19 protein-coding genes are annotated in these 18,969 nt (G+C 31.9%); 18 read left to right on the top strand and 1 reads right to left on the bottom strand.

The genetic code is table 11. The features are described 5' to 3' along the window. Positions 1-27 precede the first annotated feature (27 nt). The 10 genes from JMO20_RS08970 (at position 28) to JMO20_RS08925 (ending at position 8,083) form a co-directional block, all read left to right on the top strand. Positions 28-1,965, top strand: a complete 1,938-nt coding sequence (locus tag JMO20_RS08970) for a BglG family transcription antiterminator (protein WP_202709242.1) — start codon at positions 28-30, stop codon at positions 1,963-1,965. Then, positions 1,949-2,278 carry a PTS sugar transporter subunit IIA gene (locus tag JMO20_RS08965; RefSeq protein ID WP_202709241.1) on the top strand — a complete coding sequence of 110 codons (330 nt, stop codon included), beginning with the start codon at positions 1,949-1,951 and terminating at the stop codon, positions 2,276-2,278. Before JMO20_RS08970 ends, JMO20_RS08965 begins: the two co-directional genes overlap by 17 nt. A gap of 26 nt (positions 2,279-2,304) precedes the next feature. Then, positions 2,305-2,607, top strand: a complete 303-nt coding sequence (locus JMO20_RS08960) for a PTS sugar transporter subunit IIB (RefSeq protein WP_207753474.1) — start codon at positions 2,305-2,307, stop codon at positions 2,605-2,607. Positions 2,608-2,672: 65 nt separating this feature from the next. Beyond that, on the top strand, positions 2,673-3,998 hold the full coding sequence (locus JMO20_RS08955) for a PTS sugar transporter subunit IIC (protein WP_202709240.1): 1,326 nt from the start codon (positions 2,673-2,675) through the stop codon (positions 3,996-3,998). Between the two features lie 34 nt (positions 3,999-4,032). After that, complete coding sequence (locus tag JMO20_RS08950; RefSeq protein WP_202709239.1) at positions 4,033-4,392, top strand: hypothetical protein; 360 nt, start codon at positions 4,033-4,035, stop codon at positions 4,390-4,392. Between the two features lie 119 nt (positions 4,393-4,511). After that, on the top strand, positions 4,512-5,987 hold the full coding sequence (locus tag JMO20_RS08945) for a glycoside hydrolase family 1 protein (protein WP_279380086.1): 1,476 nt from the start codon (positions 4,512-4,514) through the stop codon (positions 5,985-5,987). 77 nt (positions 5,988-6,064) lie between these two features. Continuing rightward, a complete protein-coding gene (locus JMO20_RS08940; RefSeq protein WP_202709237.1) occupies positions 6,065-6,274 on the top strand; it encodes a hypothetical protein in 210 nt (69 codons plus the stop codon). A 197-nt stretch (positions 6,275-6,471) separates the two neighbouring features. After that, entirely contained in the window at positions 6,472-6,735 is a 264-nt protein-coding gene (locus JMO20_RS08935) for an HPr family phosphocarrier protein (RefSeq protein ID WP_202709236.1), read from the top strand. A gap of 31 nt (positions 6,736-6,766) precedes the next feature. After that, positions 6,767-7,636, top strand: a complete 870-nt coding sequence (locus JMO20_RS08930) for an HAD family hydrolase (protein WP_202709235.1) — start codon at positions 6,767-6,769, stop codon at positions 7,634-7,636. Between the two features lie 258 nt (positions 7,637-7,894). Beyond that, a complete protein-coding gene (locus JMO20_RS08925; protein WP_202709234.1) occupies positions 7,895-8,083 on the top strand; it encodes a transcription initiation factor TFIIIB in 189 nt (62 codons plus the stop codon). Between the two features lie 28 nt (positions 8,084-8,111). Here the strand turns inward: JMO20_RS08925 and JMO20_RS08920 are convergent, their stop codons facing one another. Further along, the gene (locus tag JMO20_RS08920) at positions 8,112-8,567 is read right to left on the bottom strand and encodes a CBO0543 family protein (RefSeq protein WP_202709233.1); all 456 of its coding nucleotides are present in this window, start codon (positions 8,565-8,567) and stop codon (positions 8,112-8,114) included. 311 nt (positions 8,568-8,878) lie between these two features. On the opposite strand from JMO20_RS08920, the gene JMO20_RS08915 reads away from it, so the two are divergent. From JMO20_RS08915 to citC, 8 genes are all read left to right on the top strand, one after another. Further along, a complete protein-coding gene (locus JMO20_RS08915; protein ID WP_202709232.1) occupies positions 8,879-10,822 on the top strand; it encodes a diguanylate cyclase in 1,944 nt (647 codons plus the stop codon). A gap of 164 nt (positions 10,823-10,986) precedes the next feature. Next, the gene (gene dcuS, locus JMO20_RS08910; RefSeq protein ID WP_202709231.1) at positions 10,987-12,588 is read left to right on the top strand and encodes a DcuS/MalK family sensor histidine kinase; all 1,602 of its coding nucleotides are present in this window, start codon (positions 10,987-10,989) and stop codon (positions 12,586-12,588) included. Continuing rightward, on the top strand, positions 12,581-13,255 hold the full coding sequence (locus JMO20_RS08905) for a response regulator (RefSeq protein WP_202709230.1): 675 nt from the start codon (positions 12,581-12,583) through the stop codon (positions 13,253-13,255). The genes dcuS and JMO20_RS08905 overlap by 8 nt, the downstream gene beginning before the upstream one ends. Positions 13,256-13,396: 141 nt before the next feature. Then, entirely contained in the window at positions 13,397-14,569 is a 1,173-nt protein-coding gene (locus JMO20_RS08900) for an NAD(P)-dependent malic enzyme (protein ID WP_202709229.1), read from the top strand. Between the two features lie 23 nt (positions 14,570-14,592). Continuing rightward, a complete protein-coding gene (locus JMO20_RS08895) occupies positions 14,593-15,903 on the top strand; it encodes a 2-hydroxycarboxylate transporter family protein (protein WP_202709228.1) in 1,311 nt (436 codons plus the stop codon). Between the two features lie 101 nt (positions 15,904-16,004). Next, positions 16,005-17,261, top strand: a complete 1,257-nt coding sequence (locus JMO20_RS08890) for a 3-isopropylmalate dehydratase large subunit (protein WP_202709227.1) — start codon at positions 16,005-16,007, stop codon at positions 17,259-17,261. A gap of 25 nt (positions 17,262-17,286) precedes the next feature. Next, complete coding sequence (locus tag JMO20_RS08885) at positions 17,287-17,793, top strand: 3-isopropylmalate dehydratase small subunit (protein ID WP_202709226.1); 507 nt, start codon at positions 17,287-17,289, stop codon at positions 17,791-17,793. 158 nt (positions 17,794-17,951) lie between these two features. Beyond that, positions 17,952-18,968 carry a [citrate (pro-3S)-lyase] ligase gene (gene citC, locus JMO20_RS08880; protein WP_202709225.1) on the top strand — a complete coding sequence of 339 codons (1,017 nt, stop codon included), beginning with the start codon at positions 17,952-17,954 and terminating at the stop codon, positions 18,966-18,968. Position 18,969 lies beyond the last annotated feature (1 nt).

The following is an 18,969-nucleotide window of genomic DNA, read 5'->3' as shown; positions in this document are numbered from 1 at the left end:
CGTTTGGAAGAAGAGAGGAGATGTCCTATGCTAAGTGATAGATTGACGAATCTGCTAAGCTTGTTATCACAGGACGATTACCAAACGGCAGGAAGTTTGGCGGAAAAATTAGATTTAAGCACAAAAACAGTAAGAAATTTATTAAAGCAACTGCATAGTGATTTGTTAGATAATGGTGCAAGAATAATTACAAAACATGGTTGTGGATCTAAGCTTGAAGTTTATGATCTAAAGAAATTTAATCAACTTTTAACTAAAAATCACTCAAATATTCCAAGTTCTCCTGCAGAACGTGTTCAATTTCTCTTGGAGTTTTTTCTCAATAGTAAAGAGTATGTGAAAAAAGAAGATTTGAGCGATATGTTGTGTGTATGCAAGAAAACGTTAACAAACGATTTGAAAAAAGCAGAAGAAATTCTAAATCAGTACAATATTACAATAGAGAGAAAACCCTATCATGGGATGAGAGCTATAGGGGATGAATTCCAGATTAGGTTATGTATTGCTGAATGTATTGAAAAAAGAAATACAAGAAATTCTCTCTTATTTGATGATGAAGAGAAAAGAAAGATTAGCTTAATTGAAAATTGCATAATGGAATGCTTTGAACATGAAACCTATGCTATCTCAGACATTGCAATAGAGAATTTAATAATTCATATGTATATTGCTATGAAAAGAATACGAGAGGGGAAATATGTGTTTTCCCTACATACAGAGAATGATAGATATGTAGGAGACGAGGAGTATAAATTAGCAAAAAAATGCACAGAGAAAATAGGGGAACAATTCTCTATAGAATTTCCTAAAGAGGAAATAGAGTATTTGGCAATACATTTGGCAGGGAAAAAAATTGCTAAAAGTAAGAATGACGATAGTAGAAATATTGTAATTAATAGTAAAATTAGTGAGCTGGTAAAAGACATGCTAGAAGAAGTCTATCAAGTTTTCCGTATAGATTTTAGAAACGATTTAGAACTAATTATGTCATTAGGACAGCATTTGGTACCACTAACTGTAAGAATAAAATATGGAATGAGAATGAAAAATCCTATCCTTAATGAAATTAGAGAGCGTTATAGCTTGGCATATATAATGGCATCACAAGCATGTGTAGTTATCAAGCAACGACTATGCAAGGAATTAGATGATGACGAGATAGGATATATTGGACTATCATTTGCTTTGGCACTTGAGAGACAAAGGACACAAATTAAGAAGAAAACTATTTTATTAGTATGCTCTTCAGGGGTTGGTAGTGCTAGACTACTTGTATTTAAATTAAAGGAAACCTTTAGAAATTATATTGAAGCAGTGCATACATGTGACTTAAGGTCAGTAGGAAAGGTTGATTATTCGAAATTTGATTATATATTCACTACTGTTCCAATTAATGAGCCTGTTCCTATACCAGTTTATGAAGTGAATTTCTTTATGAATGATGAAGATATATATGAAATGAGACAGTTTTTGAAGTCTAAACAGAAGAGTAAAATAGCACAATATTATCCAGAAAATCTGTTTTTTAGTAATGTGGATTTAAATAGAAAAGAAGAAGTAATTAAATATATGTGTCATAAGATTTCAAAGAGGCGGTCTGTTCCAAAGGAGTTTTACCAAGCAGTTATGAAGAGAGAAAGGTTAGCAAAGACATCCTTTGGAAATAGGATATCAATGCCCCATCCCTATAAAGCATTGACAAAAGATAGCTTTGTTTGTGTATGTGTATTGAAAAAAGATATTTTATGGGATGAAGACCAAAAAGTTAGAGTAGTATTTCTGGTTTCAATTCAAGATAGTGTGTCACAGGATATTAAAGAGTTTTATAAAGTTACATCCAAATTGTTGTTAAGTGAGAATTGTATTAATGAATTGATTAGCAATAGCAGTTATGAAAGCTTGATAGAAATCTTAAGTAGACTAGAAAATCAACTGGGAGGGGAATTAGATGAAAGACAACAATGATGAAAAATATCAGGTAGCTTTCGATATGATTATAAAGGCAGGTGATGCAAAAAATTATGCAATGATGGCAATTGAAGAAGCAAAAGAATTTAAATTTGAACAGGCAAGAAAATACTTGAAACTATCTGAAGAAAAAATGACAGAAGCCCATGACTGCCAAACAAGTATGATAAATCAAGAAGCAAAAGGGAATAAAGTAGATGTTAATATCATTCTAGTCCACGCTCAAGATCATTTTTCTATGGCTGTAACAGCTAGAGATATGGCTGAACAATTTATTAACCTATATGAGCTTGTTTCTAAAAAATTGTAATTCAAAAATGGAAGGAGATTATCGCAATGAAAAAAATAGTTCTATTTTGTTCACAAGGTATGTCAACCAGTTTATTGGTAAATAAGATGGAAAAAGTAGCAGAAAAAGAGGGGTATGATTGCAAAATAGAAGCTCATAACCTTGCATCATTGTCACAGAAGGCACCGGATGCAGATATTATCTTATTGGGACCACAAATACGTTTTAATGAGAAGAAGATAAAAAAGCAATATCCAGAAAAAAAAGTTATGGTAATTGATATGTTAATGTATGGAAGAATGGATGGCAAAGGAGTTTTAGAATCTGCTAAGAAATTATTAGGAGATTAGTAAGGAGCTTTATTATATGCAATTTTATTAAGTAAAATTAAATTTATTAAAGGGGAGAGTTAATAATGAAAGAAAAATTTATGAATGGTATGTTAGCAGTTGCAACTACGATGAATGGACAACGTCATCTCGCTGCAATTAGAAACAGTTTCATGAATTTGCTACCAATAATTATTATTGGATCATTCTGTACGTTATTCACTAATGTTGTTACTAGTACAAAAGAAGGGTTTATGAGTATTGCAAATATTCCTGGCATGGGATTTCTAGAAAATATTCAACCAATGTTTACAGCGGCAAATTATGCGACAATGAACTTTTTAGCCATTGGTATAGTAATTCTCTTAGCCAATGAATTAGGTGAATCCTATGGGATTAAAGATAAGGGACTTCCACTAATTGCATTAGGAGCATATATATCCTTATGTGCAACAACTATAGTAATAACAAGCTCTGGTAGTGGTGAAGCAATTACTGTCTCAAATATATTATCAAGCAGTTATACAAATGCACAAGGATTATTTGTAGGTATGTTTTCTGCTATTGCTGCCACAGAGATATATTGTAGACTGGTTAAAAGTAAGAAGCTCGCAATAAATATGCCCGATAGTGTGCCTGCCAACGTAGCAAGATCATTTGAAATTTTATTTCCAGCTGCAATTACTATATTAGCTATTTCGGGTATTGGTATGGTATTTGAAATGATTGTAGGTATGTCCTTATTTGATGCTATTGCAAAATTTGTTCAAGCACCTCTTAGTAATGTTTTAACTGGATTACCAGGATTTATGTTCTTTGTTTTTATGACCACATTACTATGGATATTTGGTATTCATGGAACTCAGACATTAAAAGCTGTATCTGAGCCAATATTAATAGCAGCATTAGCTCAAAATGAAGCAGCATATGCGGCAGGACAGGCAATTCCTAATATTATTAGCAGACCATTTTTAAACAACTATGCAATAGTAACAGGAGCAGGTGTAACTGGTGGACTACTTATTGCAATATTCTTATTTTCTAAGAGAAAGGATTATAGAACCATTGGAAAGCTAGCAATTCCATGCGGTATCTTTAATATTAATGAACCACTTATATTTGGTCTTCCAATTGTATTAAATCCATTACTTGCGATTCCATTTATGCTTACACCAGTTATAACTTCAGCATTTGCTTATTTTATGACTTCTATTGGTTTTGCTGGTCGTTTAGTTGTTAACGCACCGTGGACAACACCATTAGGTATTCAGGCATTCTTGGCTTCTGGGGGAAGTATTGGAGCAGTTGTTACACAGATTTTAGTTGTTTTAATATCTGCAGCTATATACACACCATTTATTCTTGCAGCTAATAGACAGGCAGAAAATGATGAAGTAGAAGAAGTTGCTTAAGGAGCAAATCAAATATTCAGTATGAATTTATAAAATGGGAGTGATTACAGATAGAATGAATAATCAAGCCATTAGAAATGAAAGTAATAAAAAAGTCAGAAAGACAAAGTATTTCAAATCAATATTTAATAAAGAGAATATGAGTGAGAGAAATAGAATTAAGATGGAAGAACTAGAAAGATTAGATGCAGCAAAAAGAGAGCAAAGCACTATGCAATTTAAGAGGATATTTTCAAAAAAGAGAATTATTACTTACTTATGCTTAATGTTTTTAGCACCATATGGTATATACAGGGTATGGTATAAGGATTCAACTTTTAATAAAGTTGAGAAATATCTGTGGACTTTCATATTTATTATGTTGATTTCTAAACTTGTAAATCTGATACTTTAAAAAAACATACTAAAGGATATATGTTTCAACATATATCCTTTAGTATTAAAAAAAGAAAAATAATATAATTGAACTTATTTAAAAAATGAGACTAAGAATTTGTATTAGGAGGTATGTATATGAGTAAAAGAGAATTTCCTAAAGGTTTTCTATGGGGTGGTGCTACTGCTGCAAATCAATTTGAAGGCGCTTGGAAAGAAGGAGGAAAAGGAATCTCCGTTGCCGACTGTGCTAGATCCCACTTGGACATAGATGTTAAGGATTATAAACGACAAAATGCGGTGACAACAGAGGATGTTTTAAAAGCGTTAGAAACAGAAGATACAGTTTATTACCCTAAAAGAAGAGGTTCAGACTTCTATCATCATTACAAGGAAGATATTGCTCTACTTGCAGAAATGGGCTTTAAGTGTTTCAGAATGTCTATCGCATGGTCACGTATCTTTCCAAATGGAGATGATAGTGAACCAAATGAGGAAGGTCTGCAATTTTATGATAAAGTTTTTGAAGAGCTTGAGAAGTATGGAATAGAACCATTAGTAACTATGTCTCACTATGAGCCTCCTGTTAATTTGGTACTAAATTATGATGGATGGTACTCGAGAGAATTGATTGGTATGTTTACTAAATTTGTAGAGACAATTTGTAGGCGTTATAAGGATAAAGTAAAATACTGGTTAACATTTAATGAGATTGACTCTATAATACGACATCCATATACCACAGGAGGGCTAATCGAAGATAGATTTTCTGGGAAAAACTTTGAAGAAGTAATTTTTCAGGCTATGCACCATCAATTTGTAGCATCGGCACTAGCTACTAAAATATGCCATGAAATAATCCCGGACTCTATGGTTGGATGTATGTTAACTAAGAAAACAATTTATCCATACTCCTGTAGACCAGAAGATGTACTAATAGCTCAGCAGAATATGCGTAGCACTTATTGTTATGGTGACACCCAAGTGTTTGGCGAATATCCATCCTATTTATTAGCTCGATTTAAAAATAGAGGAATTAATATAGTTAAAGAATCTGGAGATGATGAAATTATAAAGAAATATCCAGTTGATTTTGTATCATTTTCCTATTATTCATCTTTGTGTGCTGCAGAACCAAGAGAAGGCTTAAAAGAGGCAGTTGGAAACAATAGTACCGCATATGAAAATCCATACCTTTCTTCATCTGATTGGGGATGGCAAATAGATCCTTTAGGTCTAAGAATTTCTTTAATTGATTTATATGATAGATATCGTAAACCCTTATTTATAGTGGAAAATGGGTTGGGTGCTAAAGATATTGTGAAAGAGGATGGGACGATTGATGATCAGTATCGAATTGATTATTTCGATGCACATTTTAAAGCGATGTTGGATGCAATAGAGTATGATGGAGTAGATTTGTTAGGATATACATCCTGGGGGTGCATAGATTTAGTTTCTGAATCAACAAAGCAGATGAGTAAACGATACGGATTTGTTTATGTTGATTGTGATGATTATGGTAATGGAACCTTTGAGAGGATAAGAAAGAAATCATTTGATTGGTATAAAAAAGTAATCTCAACAAATGGAGCTAGCTTGTTTGAGGAATAGATTGAGAAATCAATTAAGTTAAAGGTTTTAAAAATTATGGCTAAATAGGAAACTGGATCGTATAAAGGAGTGTCAATATGATAGTTATAAATACACCTTTAAAAAAAGAAGTTTTTCGAAAAGTTGCTGAACAAGAAGGATTAGTATATTTAAAAACTAAAGGTATGAAGTTATATTTTAAAAATACTACAGAAGAAGATGAGAAGGATTTTGCTTTAAAGCTTAAAAGGATTTATAAAAAGAATAGAGAATTGGGAGCCATTTACTTTTCTGTGGGGATAGAATAGTAAAGTAAGGGGTTTTAGACGAAGGTGAAAAGGTGTAGAATTATTTTCATCTTCGTTTTTTATAAGAAATTTTTTTTGAAGTGATTTATAGGAATTACTATTTTGTTCATATTAATCATGGATATAAAGTTTTAGAAAGTTGAAAATATATAGTATTTGAGTGTATAATTTAAGAAGAACTAGAAAGGAGAGTTATAATGATAAGTTTAGATGTGACATTAAAAAATAAATCAGGTATACACGCAAGACCAGCAAGTTTATTAGTAAAAGAAGCAGCAAAATTCAAATCGCAAATCAAGTTAATCAAGGGAGAAAAAGAGTATAATGCAAAGAGTATTATGGGAATATTGAGCATGGGTGCACAAAAAGGAGATAATATTACCTTTCAAGCTGAAGGTGAAGATGAAACGCAAGCAATTAAAGCATTAGAGACTTTAGTAGATAATAATTTTGGAGAATAGAAAAGGTATAAGTTAGATAGGAAGTGATGAAATGATTCAATGTATAGCAATAGATATGGATGGCACATTATTAAATGGAAAGCATGAAATATCAACTGAAAATATTCACGCAATAAAGAAAGCACAGTCTATTGGTATAGAGGTTGTGATTGCTACAGGAAGGTCATATCCTGAATCAATATATATATTAGAAAAAGCTGGGATTAAATGTCATTGTATATGTGTTAATGGAGCAGAAGTTAGATCACCCAACGGAGAAATTATTAATATAAATTTCTTTAGTAAAAAGTTAGCTACAGATGTAGTGGATACTTTAATGGAAGAAAAAATGTATTTTGAAGTATTTTCAGATAAAGGGCTATTCACGACAGATATAGAAAAAGGTATAGAAATGTTTGCAGATATAGCAGCAAGTGCAAATGTTAACACTAGTAAGGGTAGACTAGGGAAAGGCATAAGTGAAAGAGCTGAGTTTTTAAAAAAAGTAGATTCTTTTGATAATATTCTTAATGATATGAATATTAAAATATATAAGATTTTAGCATTTTCTTTGAATAAGAAAGCTCTAGCTGATATGAAGATTTTATTAGAAAAAATAAATGGAATAGCTATTAGTTCATCGGCTATACATAATATAGAAATCAATACTCTAGAGGCGCAAAAAGGAGAAGCCCTAGAAGCCTTTGTAAAAGAACGAGGAATTTCTTTAGATAATACCATGGCTATAGGTGATAATTACAATGATCTGTCGATGTTTCAGAAGGTAGGTAGGTCAGTAGCCATGGGAAATGCTAGTGAGAAAATTAAAGAGCAATGTGATTTTGTTACCACTACAAATGAAGAAAATGGTGTGTCAAAAGCCATATTAGATGTATTAAAAATTAAAGAAAATAGTTTTTAAGTCTAGGTATGAAATAAAATCTAAAAAAATAAGTAGCAATCTGTAAGCTAAAAGGCATAATTTTTATTTAAGAAATTATGCCTTTTAATCATCTACTGAGTAATTCTTTAACTTAACTCAAATATCCTATGTTGATTCTATAGTAAAGTGATTTAAAATAATAAAACTAATATTTATATGTTAAACTAGCATTAAAAGATAGAATATGAAATATAATTATGTAAATTATAAATATGAATTGTTATTGGAGGGATTTAGATGGAGAGAAATAAAGAATGTCCAGAGTGTGGTTGTAAGGAGATTAGTAAAGGAAAATTATCAGGCTATGCTTCAATGATGCCTGCTTATAAGACTTTATCAATGGGGTCGGCAATTATAGCGGATATTTGTACAAATTGTGGGCATATTTTAAGTATGAAGGTGACTAGACCTGAAAAGTTTAGATAGTATATCACAATAGAGTTTTCTAGCTTAACTATAGATCATATTTTGTTAAACTCTGAGTAATATGTAAGGAAAAAGCTAGAATCACATATATGATTGGATAACATAAAGCTGAATACCAAAGTTTCCATCCATTGTAGGAAAAATATCCTGCTTGAACTGATAGTCCTTCAAATGCTAGGCTAAAAAGCACCCATCTTAAAATATACCAAACTTTAGTTGTCCACTTATCCTTTAATACATAATAGTTTAAATATATTGTATTAAATGCTGGGTAAAGACCAAACATTGGAATTAGAGAAATCCAATTTATTTCTATTGAGAAGTAATAATATAAATGATACTTTCCATTTAAAAATACATCAGTTAAAGTTTGGAATAATAGAGCAAATAAAATTGTAGTGAAGATTTCGTATTTTGTTATATATTTAGGCATAAAAATAGCTATTAAATTGAAGATTATAATAGAGCTTATTAAAAATATCATATTACTCCTCCATAAAATAAAATTAAACAGAATCAATTATATTCTTATTATTTTGTCCAAGGGGCTACATTCTTATCAGATACATTTAAATATGAAATAAAAATATATTTATAGTAACACTTGATAATATAGGTAGAAAATAAGCACAAGAGTAGGTAATCTACTAAGTTTTAATTGAGTTTTCCCATATAAAGGAATATTGATAATGTTCTTATATTACTTGCAAAAAAACTCTAATAAGTTAAAATAAAGAGTGGTTAGATAATTTTCAGTAACACCTTTTTTTAACTTAAGGAGGAAGAATTAATAAGATGAATATATATAAGAATATTTTAAAAGCTTTAATTTATATTTATTCCTCTCTAGTAATAGCTCCAATTGTTATAATAATGTTGATGATTTTTAATATAGTACCACAATTTAATGAGTGGCCTTTTTTATTAATAAAAGTCTTTTTAATAATGTCTTTTATTGCTATATTTATTGTTATCTATACTTTATTTAATTTTAAAAAGATATATTTATTATTAGAGAGAATATATAAAAACAATATAAGTAAATTTGGAAAAGCAAGCTATCCTGTACTTCCACTGTTATCCTTTAATATGATTAATAAACTATATGGATATATTGATTTAATAGGGCTTGAAAATCAAATATTATATGATACAGCCTTGATTATACATACTTCTGCTACATTACAAGAGTTATTAGATACAGTGACAGCTCGACTTAATACTCATTTAAAAGGATCATTTGGTTTGATATATTTATTAGAGGGAAATTACCTTCAATTAGCTTCTAAAGTAAATGTAAATAAGAAATCAATCTATAAAACCAAATTTCGTATGGGAGAAGGATTGGCTGGGTATGCAGCTCAAGAAGATGAAGCCCTACTTATACACGATGTGACTAATGATAAAAGATATATTAAATGTGTTGAGGAATGCAGATCACAATTAACAATCCCCTTACAGGTATATAACAAAAATTTAGGAGTATTGGTCTTAGGAAGCTATGAGACAAATCATTTTAATGAAAAGGATTTATTAATCTTGAAAATGATATCTAGTCAAATAGCATTAGCTATTAATAATACTAGACTAACAGAGGTTCTAAGAAAAGAAAAAGAAAATGTAGTAACTCTATATGAAACAACTCAACAAATAACAGCTAATATTCAAATTGATAAAGTTATGGAGACAGGAGTAAAGAAGGTTTGTGATATTACTAAGGCCGTATCCTGTTCCATAATGCTTTTCAATGAAGAGAAGCAGCTGCTAGAGGTCATGGCATCCCAAGGTTTGTCAAAAGAAACGGTGAATAATATAAGGTTTTCTATAGGTGAAGGTATAGCTGGAAAAGTGTTTCAAGAAGAAAAATCACTATTGATAGAAGATGTGAAACAGGATCCCCAATTTAAAGTTGTAGAAGGTCAGAAGGAAGGATTCAAAAGCTTGTATTCTATACCTATAAAGACGGAACAGAAATGTGTAGGGGCTATAAACATAGCTACAAATAAGCCACTATCATCTGAAGAATATGACCTTATAGAGAATATTGTTTCTCAGCTATCAATATCTATAGAGAATGCCTTATTACATAGTTCATTAGAAGGGTTAGCTATAAAGGATAGCTTGACAGACATATATAATCATAGGTATTTTCAACAGGCAATTGATAAAGAAATTGAAAGAGCAAAGAGATATAATAGAGATTTAAGTCTTGCAATAATTGATATTGATGATTTTAAGAAATACAATGATAGTTATGGTCACATGATTGGAGATTATGTTATAAAAACAGTATGTAAGATTCTTCAAACTGGTATTAGGGAGAGTGATATACTAGCTCGATATGGTGGTGATGAATTGATTATTATTTTTCCAGAGACTGATGTTGAGATTGCCAGTGTAGTAATGGAAAGACTTAAAAAAGAGATTTCTTCACAAACCTTTGAAAATACCGATGGAGAAAGAGAGAAAGAGTCTTATGCAATTGATAAAGAAGAGAATCCTTCTTTAAAGAAACAAGTTAAAAATTGGATAAATAAAAATAGTTTTTTATTTGGGAATAAAATTGAAAAAGGACCAAAGCGTATTACTATTAGTGTAGGAATTGCATGTGTTAGTGATTTAGATGAAGAATTTGATAAAGAATTACTTATTCAGAAAGCTGATGAGGCCTTATTACTAGCTAAGCAAAAAGGTAAGAATCAAGTTTGTTCATATAGAGATAATCAGAAAAATAAATAAGAAAAAAGACAAGCTTCTTTCTAGATAATTCTAATTATAATAAACTAGAGAGGAGCTTTATTTGAGTTTCATATTTTTTAAAATAGGTTCAATATAGAGGTAAATTAGTAAGTATATCGAAATATATATTATATACTTTTTATCAAAGAGTAGGAGATAATTATATGAAGAAAAAAGGCGTTAGTTTACAAACTAAAATAATAATTTTAATAATTACTGTTATATTTATTTCACTAGCTTTAGTGGGGGCCTTTGTAACTCAGTGGGCTGTAAACAATGTTCAGAATAAGGTGGAGACAAATGTAATGAATGTAGCTCAGATTGTTGCTAACTCTACTGGTATTAGAGATGCATTGGACAATAAGGATCCTAATTGGAGTATTAGAGATCAAGTAGATATGATGTTAAATTCCATTAATCAAATAGATTTTATTGTTGTTACAGATATGAATGGGACTAGATACTCTCACCCCATACATGAGAGAATAGGCAAAAAGTTTGTTGGTGGAGATGAAACAAGGGTTGTAAAAGAAGGAGAAACATATATTTCAGAAGCCATAGGAACCTTAGGCAAGTCAGTTAGAGCTTTTGTACCGATATATAATAGGGAAGAAGAACAAATAGGTTTTGTAGTAGTGGGTACACTTGCAGAAAGTGTAAATGAAGCAAAGCATCAAGTTATTCTTACAATAATATTATCTTCGTTCTTTGGACTTTTCATAGGGATTGTAGGAGCTTTCCTATTAGCTAAAAATATTAAGAGGAGCTTACTTGGATTTGAACCTTATCAAATAGCCCAACTTTATCTAGAAAATAAGGGGATGCTAGAGGCTATACATGAGGGGATTATAGCTATTGATGAAGATGAGAAAATAACTTTATGTAATGAGTCAGCGATAAAAATTCTTAAGCTGGAAGATGATGAAATAGTAGGTAAAAAGATATTAGATGTATTTCCCAATAGTAGGCTTGTAGAAGTCTTAAATTCTGGTGAGGCAGAATATGATAGAGAACAACAAATGAATGATACATTTATAATGACTAATAGAGTACCAATCAAAGATAATAACAATGTAGTAGGAGCCATTGCCACCTTTAGGGATAAAACTATGATTACAAGATTAGCTGAAGAAATAACTGGAGTAAAGCAAATGGTGGATGCCCTTAGGGCAAATACCCATGAATTTCTTAATAAATTACATGTAATTTTGGGGCTTATACATTTGAAAGAATTAGAGAAAGCTAAGAAATATATAATTGATATTACAGGGAATCAACAACAAATCATGAGTACTATAAATAGTAGAATAAAAGATTCTACAGTAGCAGCATTATTATTAGGAAAGATAAGTCGTGCAAAGGAATTAGGCGTAGAAATGACAATTAAAGATACTACTCTATTAGAGAATAAGCATGGCAGGATAAAAAGTAGTGCTTTAGTTACAATTTTAGGTAATTTAATTGAAAATGCTTTAGAAGCAGCAAGCAAGAGTAATAAAAACAAAAAAAGAGTATCTTTGAACATTGCCGAAGAGGAGAAAAAAATAAGAATCATTGTAGAAGATAATGGGATCGGAATTGATGATAAAGATTTAGCTATTGTATCAGATAAAGGATTCACTACTAAGCCGGGAAGTAAAGGTGTTGGGTTATTTTTAGTTAAGGAAGCAGTTAAGAGTCTAGATGGAAATATAGAGTTTCAATCTAAGATTAATGAAGGAACAAGTGTAATTGTGAATCTATTAAAGGGGGATAAAAATGATTAATGTTTTAATAGTTGAAGATGATCCTATGGTGTCAGAATTAAATAAAAAATATGTAGAAAGTGTAAGGGGTTTTAAAGTCATAGGAATTGCTAGAACAGGGAAGGATGCTTTAGATTTTCTAAAGTCTAAAAATATTGATTTAGTAATTTTAGATGTGTATATGCCTAAGATGGATGGATTAAGGCTTTTGAAGGAGATGAGAAGGTCATACATATTAACAGATGTAATACTCGTTACAGCAGCTAAAGAGGTAGATAAAATTGATTCAGCATTAAAACTAGGGGCCGTAGATTATCTAATAAAACCATTTCAATTTGAACGATTGAAGGATGCTTTGGAGAATTATCTAGATAGACAAGAAGTGTTGCAGAAACAGAATGATATTCAACAGAGAGATATTGACAGGATAACTATGGGTGATCAAAATAAAAGAGATAACAGATTACAAAAGGGCTTGCACAGAAAAACTTTAGTTAGGATTAAGTCCTTTATGCAGAAAAGGAAAGGTGATTACCTTACCAGTGATGAAGTAGCAAACAAATTGGGACTAAGTAAAGTAACAGTAAGAAAATACTTAGAATATTTAGAATCAATTGGTGAAGTAAAGCTAGAGGTAGAATACGGTTCAGTAGGAAGACCTAGCCATCTTTATAAGTATTTAAATTAGAATATTTATTTGTAAGAATGATAATAAAATAACAATACTTTTTTTATTTACTAAACATTTAGAATAATTTCTAAATGTTTTTTTAATTATTACGATATGGTAACATTTAGATGACATAAAAAAGAGAGAAGGGGGAAGAAGATGAATTACGCAGAAAAAAGTTTGGAAATGCACGAGGATATGAAAGGAAAGTTGAATGTAATATCTAAGGTTCCTGTTAAAAACAGAGAGGATTTAAGTACAGCTTATACACCAGGGGTAGCAGAGCCCTGTAGAAAAATTTTTGAAAACAGGGAAAATGTTTTCAGATATACCTCAAAGGGAAATTTTGTAGCAGTAGTAACAGATGGGACAGCAGTATTAGGATTAGGAGATATTGGTCCCGAGGCAGCTATGCCAGTAATGGAGGGTAAGGCGGTATTGTTTAAAGAATTTGCAGACGTCGATGCGTTTCCAATTTGCTTAGCAACAAAAGATGTAGAAGAAATTGTTAAAATAGTTAAGCTTATGGCGCCGACATTTGGAGGAATCAACCTTGAGGATATTGCTGCACCAAGGTGTGTAGAAATAGAAAATAGGCTAAAGGAAGAACTAGATATACCTGTATTTCATGATGACCAGCATGGCACAGCTGTTGTAGTAACAGCAGGACTTATTAATGCATTAAAGTTAGTTAAGAAAAAAATAGCAAATGTAAAAATAGTAGTAAATGGAGCTGGTGCAGCAGGTGGTTCAATAGTAAAGATGTTGATTGGTTTGGGGGCAGAAAATATTCTAGTTTGCGATAAGGAAGGTATCTTGTATGAAGGATCACAAAGCAATAATTGGTATAAAGAAGAGCTTGCAAAATTAACTAATAAAGAAAATAATATAGGTTTATTGAAGGATGCTCTGATTGGAGCTGATATCTTTATTGGTGTATCCGCGGGGAATATAGTAAGTGAAGATATGATTGCATCCATGAATAAAGATGCAATTGTGTTTGCTATGGCTAACCCAATACCAGAAATTATGCCTGATTTGGCTTTGAATTCAGGAGCTAGAGTATATGGCTCAGGACGTTCAGATTTTGCTAATCAGGTTAATAATGTACTTGCATTTCCAGGAATCTTCAGAGGAGCTTTAGATGCTAGGGCTAAGGATATAAATGAAGAAATGAAAATCCAAGCCGCTTATGCCATTGCAAGTATTATAAGTGAAGAAGAGCTTAAAGAAGATTATGTTATCCCAGATGCCTTTGACAAAAGAATTGTTGAAAGAGTATCTACTGCGGTTTCTAAAGCTGCTAAGGAAACTGGAGTTGCAAGAATATAAAATAAAACTAAGGGGGAAAAGTTATGTCAACAAAGGTTGATAAGCTAAACAGAAAAGAGAATGAAGGTTTTAGAATCATGGGACTTCCTATTGGACTTTTTGCAATTATTACTGTTGTTGTTCTTATTGCTACTTACATGAAGGTATTACCAGGTGGTATGATAGGAGCCTTCCCATTGATGATGGTAATTGGTGCTATATTAAATGAAATAGGTAATAGAACTCCGATTATTAAAGACTTCTTTGGTGGGGGACCAATAGTAGTCATATTTGGGTCTGCTGCACTTGTTACCTATGGCGTGCTACCAGAAACTTCAGGAGAAATCATGACTAGCTTTATGAAAGCAGAAGGGTTCCTAAATTTCTACATTGCAGCACTAATCACAGGTAGTCTACTTGGCATGAGTAGAAAACTTCTTATTAAAGCTGCTGTGCGATATCTACCAGCGATTTTAGGTGGGGTAGTTACTGCGTTAGGATTAGTTGCTATAGTTGGAGCCATAATTGGTTATGGTGCTAAAGAAGCAATACTTTATATCGGTATCCCAATAATGGGTGGTGGTATGGGAGCTGGTGCAGTTCCTTTATCAGAAATATTTGGAACAACCTTGAACTTAGATGTAACAGCCATGTTATCAAAGATGATTCCTGCCCTTGCATTGGGGAATGCCATTGCGATAGTAGTAGCAGGACTTTTAGACAAGCTTGGAAAAACAAAAAAGAGTTTAACTGGTAATGGTAAATTATTAATATCTCAAGAAAAAGAGGAAGTTAAGGCTGAAGAAAAAGCCCCTGTGGCAATTGAATATAAGCTAATGGGGATTGGATTACTTCTTTCCACAACATTCTTTGCTTTTGGTAAGATTTTAGGTGAGTTCATACCAATTCACTATTATGCACTTATGATTATATCTGTTGCAGTAATAAAAGCTTTAGGAATATTGCCTGAGAAATATGAGTTGGGAGCATTCCAATGGTTCAGATTTATTATGGCTAACTTAACACCTACACTATTAGTAGGAATAGGAGTAGCTTATACCGATTTAGCAGCAATTATTGATTCTTTTACTTTCCAATATGTTATTTTGGTTGCAGTAACAATACTAGGTGCTGCTTTAGGTTCTGGTTTCATTGGAAGGCTATTAGGATTCTATCCTATAGAATCCTCAATAACAGCAGGGTTATGTATGGCTAATATGGGTGGAACTGGAGACGTTGCAGTATTATCAGCTTCTAATCGTATGGAATTAATGCCATTTGCTCAAATTTCATCCCGTTTAGGTGGAGCATTCATAATAATACTGGCCACTGCATTATTGAAGTTATTTATGTAGAACATTATAACGGGCATACAGCATAATAAGGGAGCAGAGAACAGGTGTCAATATCTGTTCTCTTATTTTAATTAATTTCGTAATATTAAGGGGGAAATATAATGCATGCATTAGAAAAAATTCTTGCTAAAGCATCGGGAAAAGAGGATGTTTCAGCTGGAGAAATAGTAAATGCAAAGATTGACTTAGCAGAGGTAAACGATTTATATCTTCAAACTATCAAATCTTTCTATGAGATGGGAGGAGATAAGGTATGGGACCCAAGTAAAATAGCATTTGTGCTTGATCACTATGCTCCAGCTCCTTCAATATTATCTGCATCTAATCAAAAAGAAATGAGAGAATTTGTCTGGAATCAGGAGATTGAACATTTATTTGATGTAAACACAGGAGTATGTCATCAAGTAATGGTTGAGGGAGGATTAGTTTATCCTGGAATGATTTTAGTCGCAACAGATTCTCACACCACCACTCATGGTGCATTTGGAGCATTTGGAACGGGTGTTGGAGCCACAGACCTTGCCAGCATCATGTTAACTGGCGAGTTATGGTTTAAGGTGCCTGAGGTAATTAAAATTGAAATAAAAGGTAATCTGAAAAGAGGCGTAATGGCAAAGGATATCATACTTCATATTTTAGGAGAGCTAGGCACTGATATTGCAGTGTATAAAGCAATAGAGTTTACTGGAGATACTTTGAAAAATCTAAATATATCGGAAAGAATGGTACTTTGTAATATGACTGTTGAAATGGGAGCAAAGACTTCATATATCCAACCCGATGAAATAACCTTAAAATATCTTAATGATAGAGGAATTAAAGACTTTAAGGTGTTTGAAACTGACTCTGACTTTGAATACTCAGAAGTATATCAATTTGATATAAGTAATCTTGAACCTCAGATTGCCTTACCCCATAGTGTTGATAATGGAACTGATATAGGAAATGTAAAAAGGATGAAGGTAGACCAAGTATTTATAGGGACTTGTACAGGTGGAAGGCTAGAAGATATTGAAATTGCTGCACAGGTAATTAAGGATAACAAAGTTAATAAAAAAACAAGATTAGTTATAATCCCAGCTTCTAATGAAATTATGGAAAAAGCAGTGGAGAAAGGTTATGTTTCTACTTTAATAAGGGCAGGTGCAACATTTTCAAGTCCAGGATGTGGTCCTTGCTTAGGAACACATCAAGGTTTATTAGCACCAGGAGAAGTATGCGCAACTACGTCTAGTAGAAACTTTCCTGGGAGAATGGGAAGTACAGAAGCAGATATCTATTTAGTATCTCCTGCTACAGCTGCGGCTATTGCCATAAATGGATGTATAGCAGATCCAAGGGACTATTTGAAAATATAGTGATTATGTAAGGAGGAAAGTTGAAATGAATACTGTATTAAAGGGAAAAACTCTAGTTTATGGTAAGAATATTGATACTGACCAGATATATCCTGGAAGATATCTTGAGCTTGTAGAACCACAGGAAATTGCTAGTCATGCAATGGAAGGAGTAGACCCTAATTTTTCTGAGAAATTTAATAAAGGAGACATAATTATTGCAGATAAAAACTTTGGGTGTGGCTCAAGTAGAGAACATGCTGTAATTACTCTAAAGACAGTAGGAGTGAGTGCTATTATATCAGAATCCTTCGCTCGTATTTTTTATAGAAATTCTATAAATCTAGGACTTCCGTTAATAATATGTCAAGGTATTTTAGACTTTGTTAATGAGGGTGACGAGCTAGAGGTGCATCTAATAGAAGGTAAAATTAAAAACATTACAACAGGTAAAGAAATATTTGGAGAGAAATTGCCGAGCTTTGTTCTAGATATGATAGCTGAAGGTGGTATAAAGCAGTATTATATAAAAAAGAAAAATGTTAAAAAGTAATAAATAAATAAGAAATGTATATATAACGAGGAAATTACATATTTACAAGTTATATATATCATTGCAAGTTTGTATCCTAGATAAAAATGACTTATGAGATTACATTTTTCTTAAAGTCAAATTATTTGGCATTCTTAGTTATGTTATGGAGGGATTTTGTGTTTATTGAGAGACGGATATTAGACGTTAGTAAAATTGAATCTTTCTTAGAAAATTTAGGCTTAAAGTTACCTAAGAAGATAGACTATACGGTAGGCGTATTCTATGGCAAGGAAATAGTAGGTATTGGATCAATTTCAGGTAATACTTTTCAAGGTATAGGGGTAGACTGCAGATTTCAGGGAGAAGGAATATTAGGTAAAATCATAACCCATTTAATAAAAAAGACTTTAGAAATGGATAATGATGAAATATATGTTTATACAAAGCCTAATCAGTCAATAAACTTTGAAAGTTATGGATTTAAAAAGATAGGTCAATGTGAACTGGCTGTGCTATTAGAGTGGTCTTCAAAAGGTATCAAGGATTTTAAAGAATCATTAAGAAAATTATCATTAGATAAACCAAAAGAGACTTCATGCATAGTTATGAATGGAAATCCTATGACCATTGGTCATTTAGAATTAATTGAGAAGGCAGCAAAGGAAAGCCCTTGGTTATATATTATTGTGGTTGAAGAGGACTGTTCTCTCTTCCCCTACGACATAAGGATAAAACTTATTAAAGAGGGAACTAAGCATATTAAAAATATATCAATAATACCTGGAGGGCAGTATATTATTTCATCCCTTACTTTTCCATCTTATTTTACTAGAGAGGATGAGCTAGTAAAGGCCCATGCACAGCTAGATTTAGATATTTTTGTCAGGCATATAGCACCTGAGTTAAATATAGCAAATAGGTATGTAGGGACTGAACCATATTGTGAAGTCACCTCTTATTATAACGAGTGTATGAAAAATAAATTAGAGAGATTTGGTATTAAAGTAAAAGAAATACCTAGGATTAAGGTTAATGGGGATATAGTTAGTGCGTCTAAAGTAAGGGAAATGATCAGGTTAGGTAAGGTTAAAGAAACTAAAAGGTTTTTGCCAGAAACAACCTATAGATTTGTTATTTCGAAAGAGGCTGAAAAAATTAGGAAGAAAATAAAAGCTAGTGATTCAAGACATTAGG

Source organism: Sporosalibacterium faouarense, from assembly GCF_016765695.1.
In the GTDB taxonomy this organism is placed as follows: domain Bacteria; phylum Bacillota; class Clostridia; order Tissierellales; family VENL01; genus Sporosalibacterium; species Sporosalibacterium faouarense.
The sequence above is the reverse complement of the archived record's forward strand: the minus strand, read 5'-3'. Positions and strand labels throughout refer to the sequence as shown.

Bases quoted from the DNA above. Each gene is read 5' to 3' on its own strand.
- JMO20_RS08925 (WP_202709234.1), top strand. From the start codon at position 7,895: ATGGAGAGAAATAAAGAATGTCCAGAGTGTGGTTGTAAGGAGATTAGT.
- JMO20_RS08900 (WP_202709229.1), top strand. From the start codon at position 13,397: ATGAATTACGCAGAAAAAAGTTTGGAAATGCACGAGGATATGAAAGGA.
- JMO20_RS08950 (WP_202709239.1), top strand. From the start codon at position 4,033: ATGGGAGTGATTACAGATAGAATGAATAATCAAGCCATTAGAAATGAA.
- JMO20_RS08955 (WP_202709240.1), top strand. From the start codon at position 2,673: ATGAAAGAAAAATTTATGAATGGTATGTTAGCAGTTGCAACTACGATG.
- JMO20_RS08905 (WP_202709230.1), top strand. From the start codon at position 12,581: ATGATTAATGTTTTAATAGTTGAAGATGATCCTATGGTGTCAGAATTA.
- JMO20_RS08945 (WP_279380086.1), top strand. From the start codon at position 4,512: ATGAGTAAAAGAGAATTTCCTAAAGGTTTTCTATGGGGTGGTGCTACT.
- JMO20_RS08930 (WP_202709235.1), top strand. From the start codon at position 6,767: ATGATTCAATGTATAGCAATAGATATGGATGGCACATTATTAAATGGA.
- JMO20_RS08920 (WP_202709233.1), bottom strand. From the start codon at position 8,567: ATGATATTTTTAATAAGCTCTATTATAATCTTCAATTTAATAGCTATT.
- JMO20_RS08935 (WP_202709236.1), top strand. From the start codon at position 6,472: ATGATAAGTTTAGATGTGACATTAAAAAATAAATCAGGTATACACGCA.
- JMO20_RS08895 (WP_202709228.1), top strand. From the start codon at position 14,593: ATGTCAACAAAGGTTGATAAGCTAAACAGAAAAGAGAATGAAGGTTTT.
- JMO20_RS08915 (WP_202709232.1), top strand. From the start codon at position 8,879: ATGAATATATATAAGAATATTTTAAAAGCTTTAATTTATATTTATTCC.
- dcuS (WP_202709231.1), top strand. From the start codon at position 10,987: ATGAAGAAAAAAGGCGTTAGTTTACAAACTAAAATAATAATTTTAATA.
- JMO20_RS08960 (WP_207753474.1), top strand. From the start codon at position 2,305: ATGAAAAAAATAGTTCTATTTTGTTCACAAGGTATGTCAACCAGTTTA.
- JMO20_RS08885 (WP_202709226.1), top strand. From the start codon at position 17,287: ATGAATACTGTATTAAAGGGAAAAACTCTAGTTTATGGTAAGAATATT.
- JMO20_RS08940 (WP_202709237.1), top strand. From the start codon at position 6,065: ATGATAGTTATAAATACACCTTTAAAAAAAGAAGTTTTTCGAAAAGTT.
- JMO20_RS08965 (WP_202709241.1), top strand. From the start codon at position 1,949: ATGAAAGACAACAATGATGAAAAATATCAGGTAGCTTTCGATATGATT.
- JMO20_RS08890 (WP_202709227.1), top strand. From the start codon at position 16,005: ATGCATGCATTAGAAAAAATTCTTGCTAAAGCATCGGGAAAAGAGGAT.
- JMO20_RS08970 (WP_202709242.1), top strand. From the start codon at position 28: ATGCTAAGTGATAGATTGACGAATCTGCTAAGCTTGTTATCACAGGAC.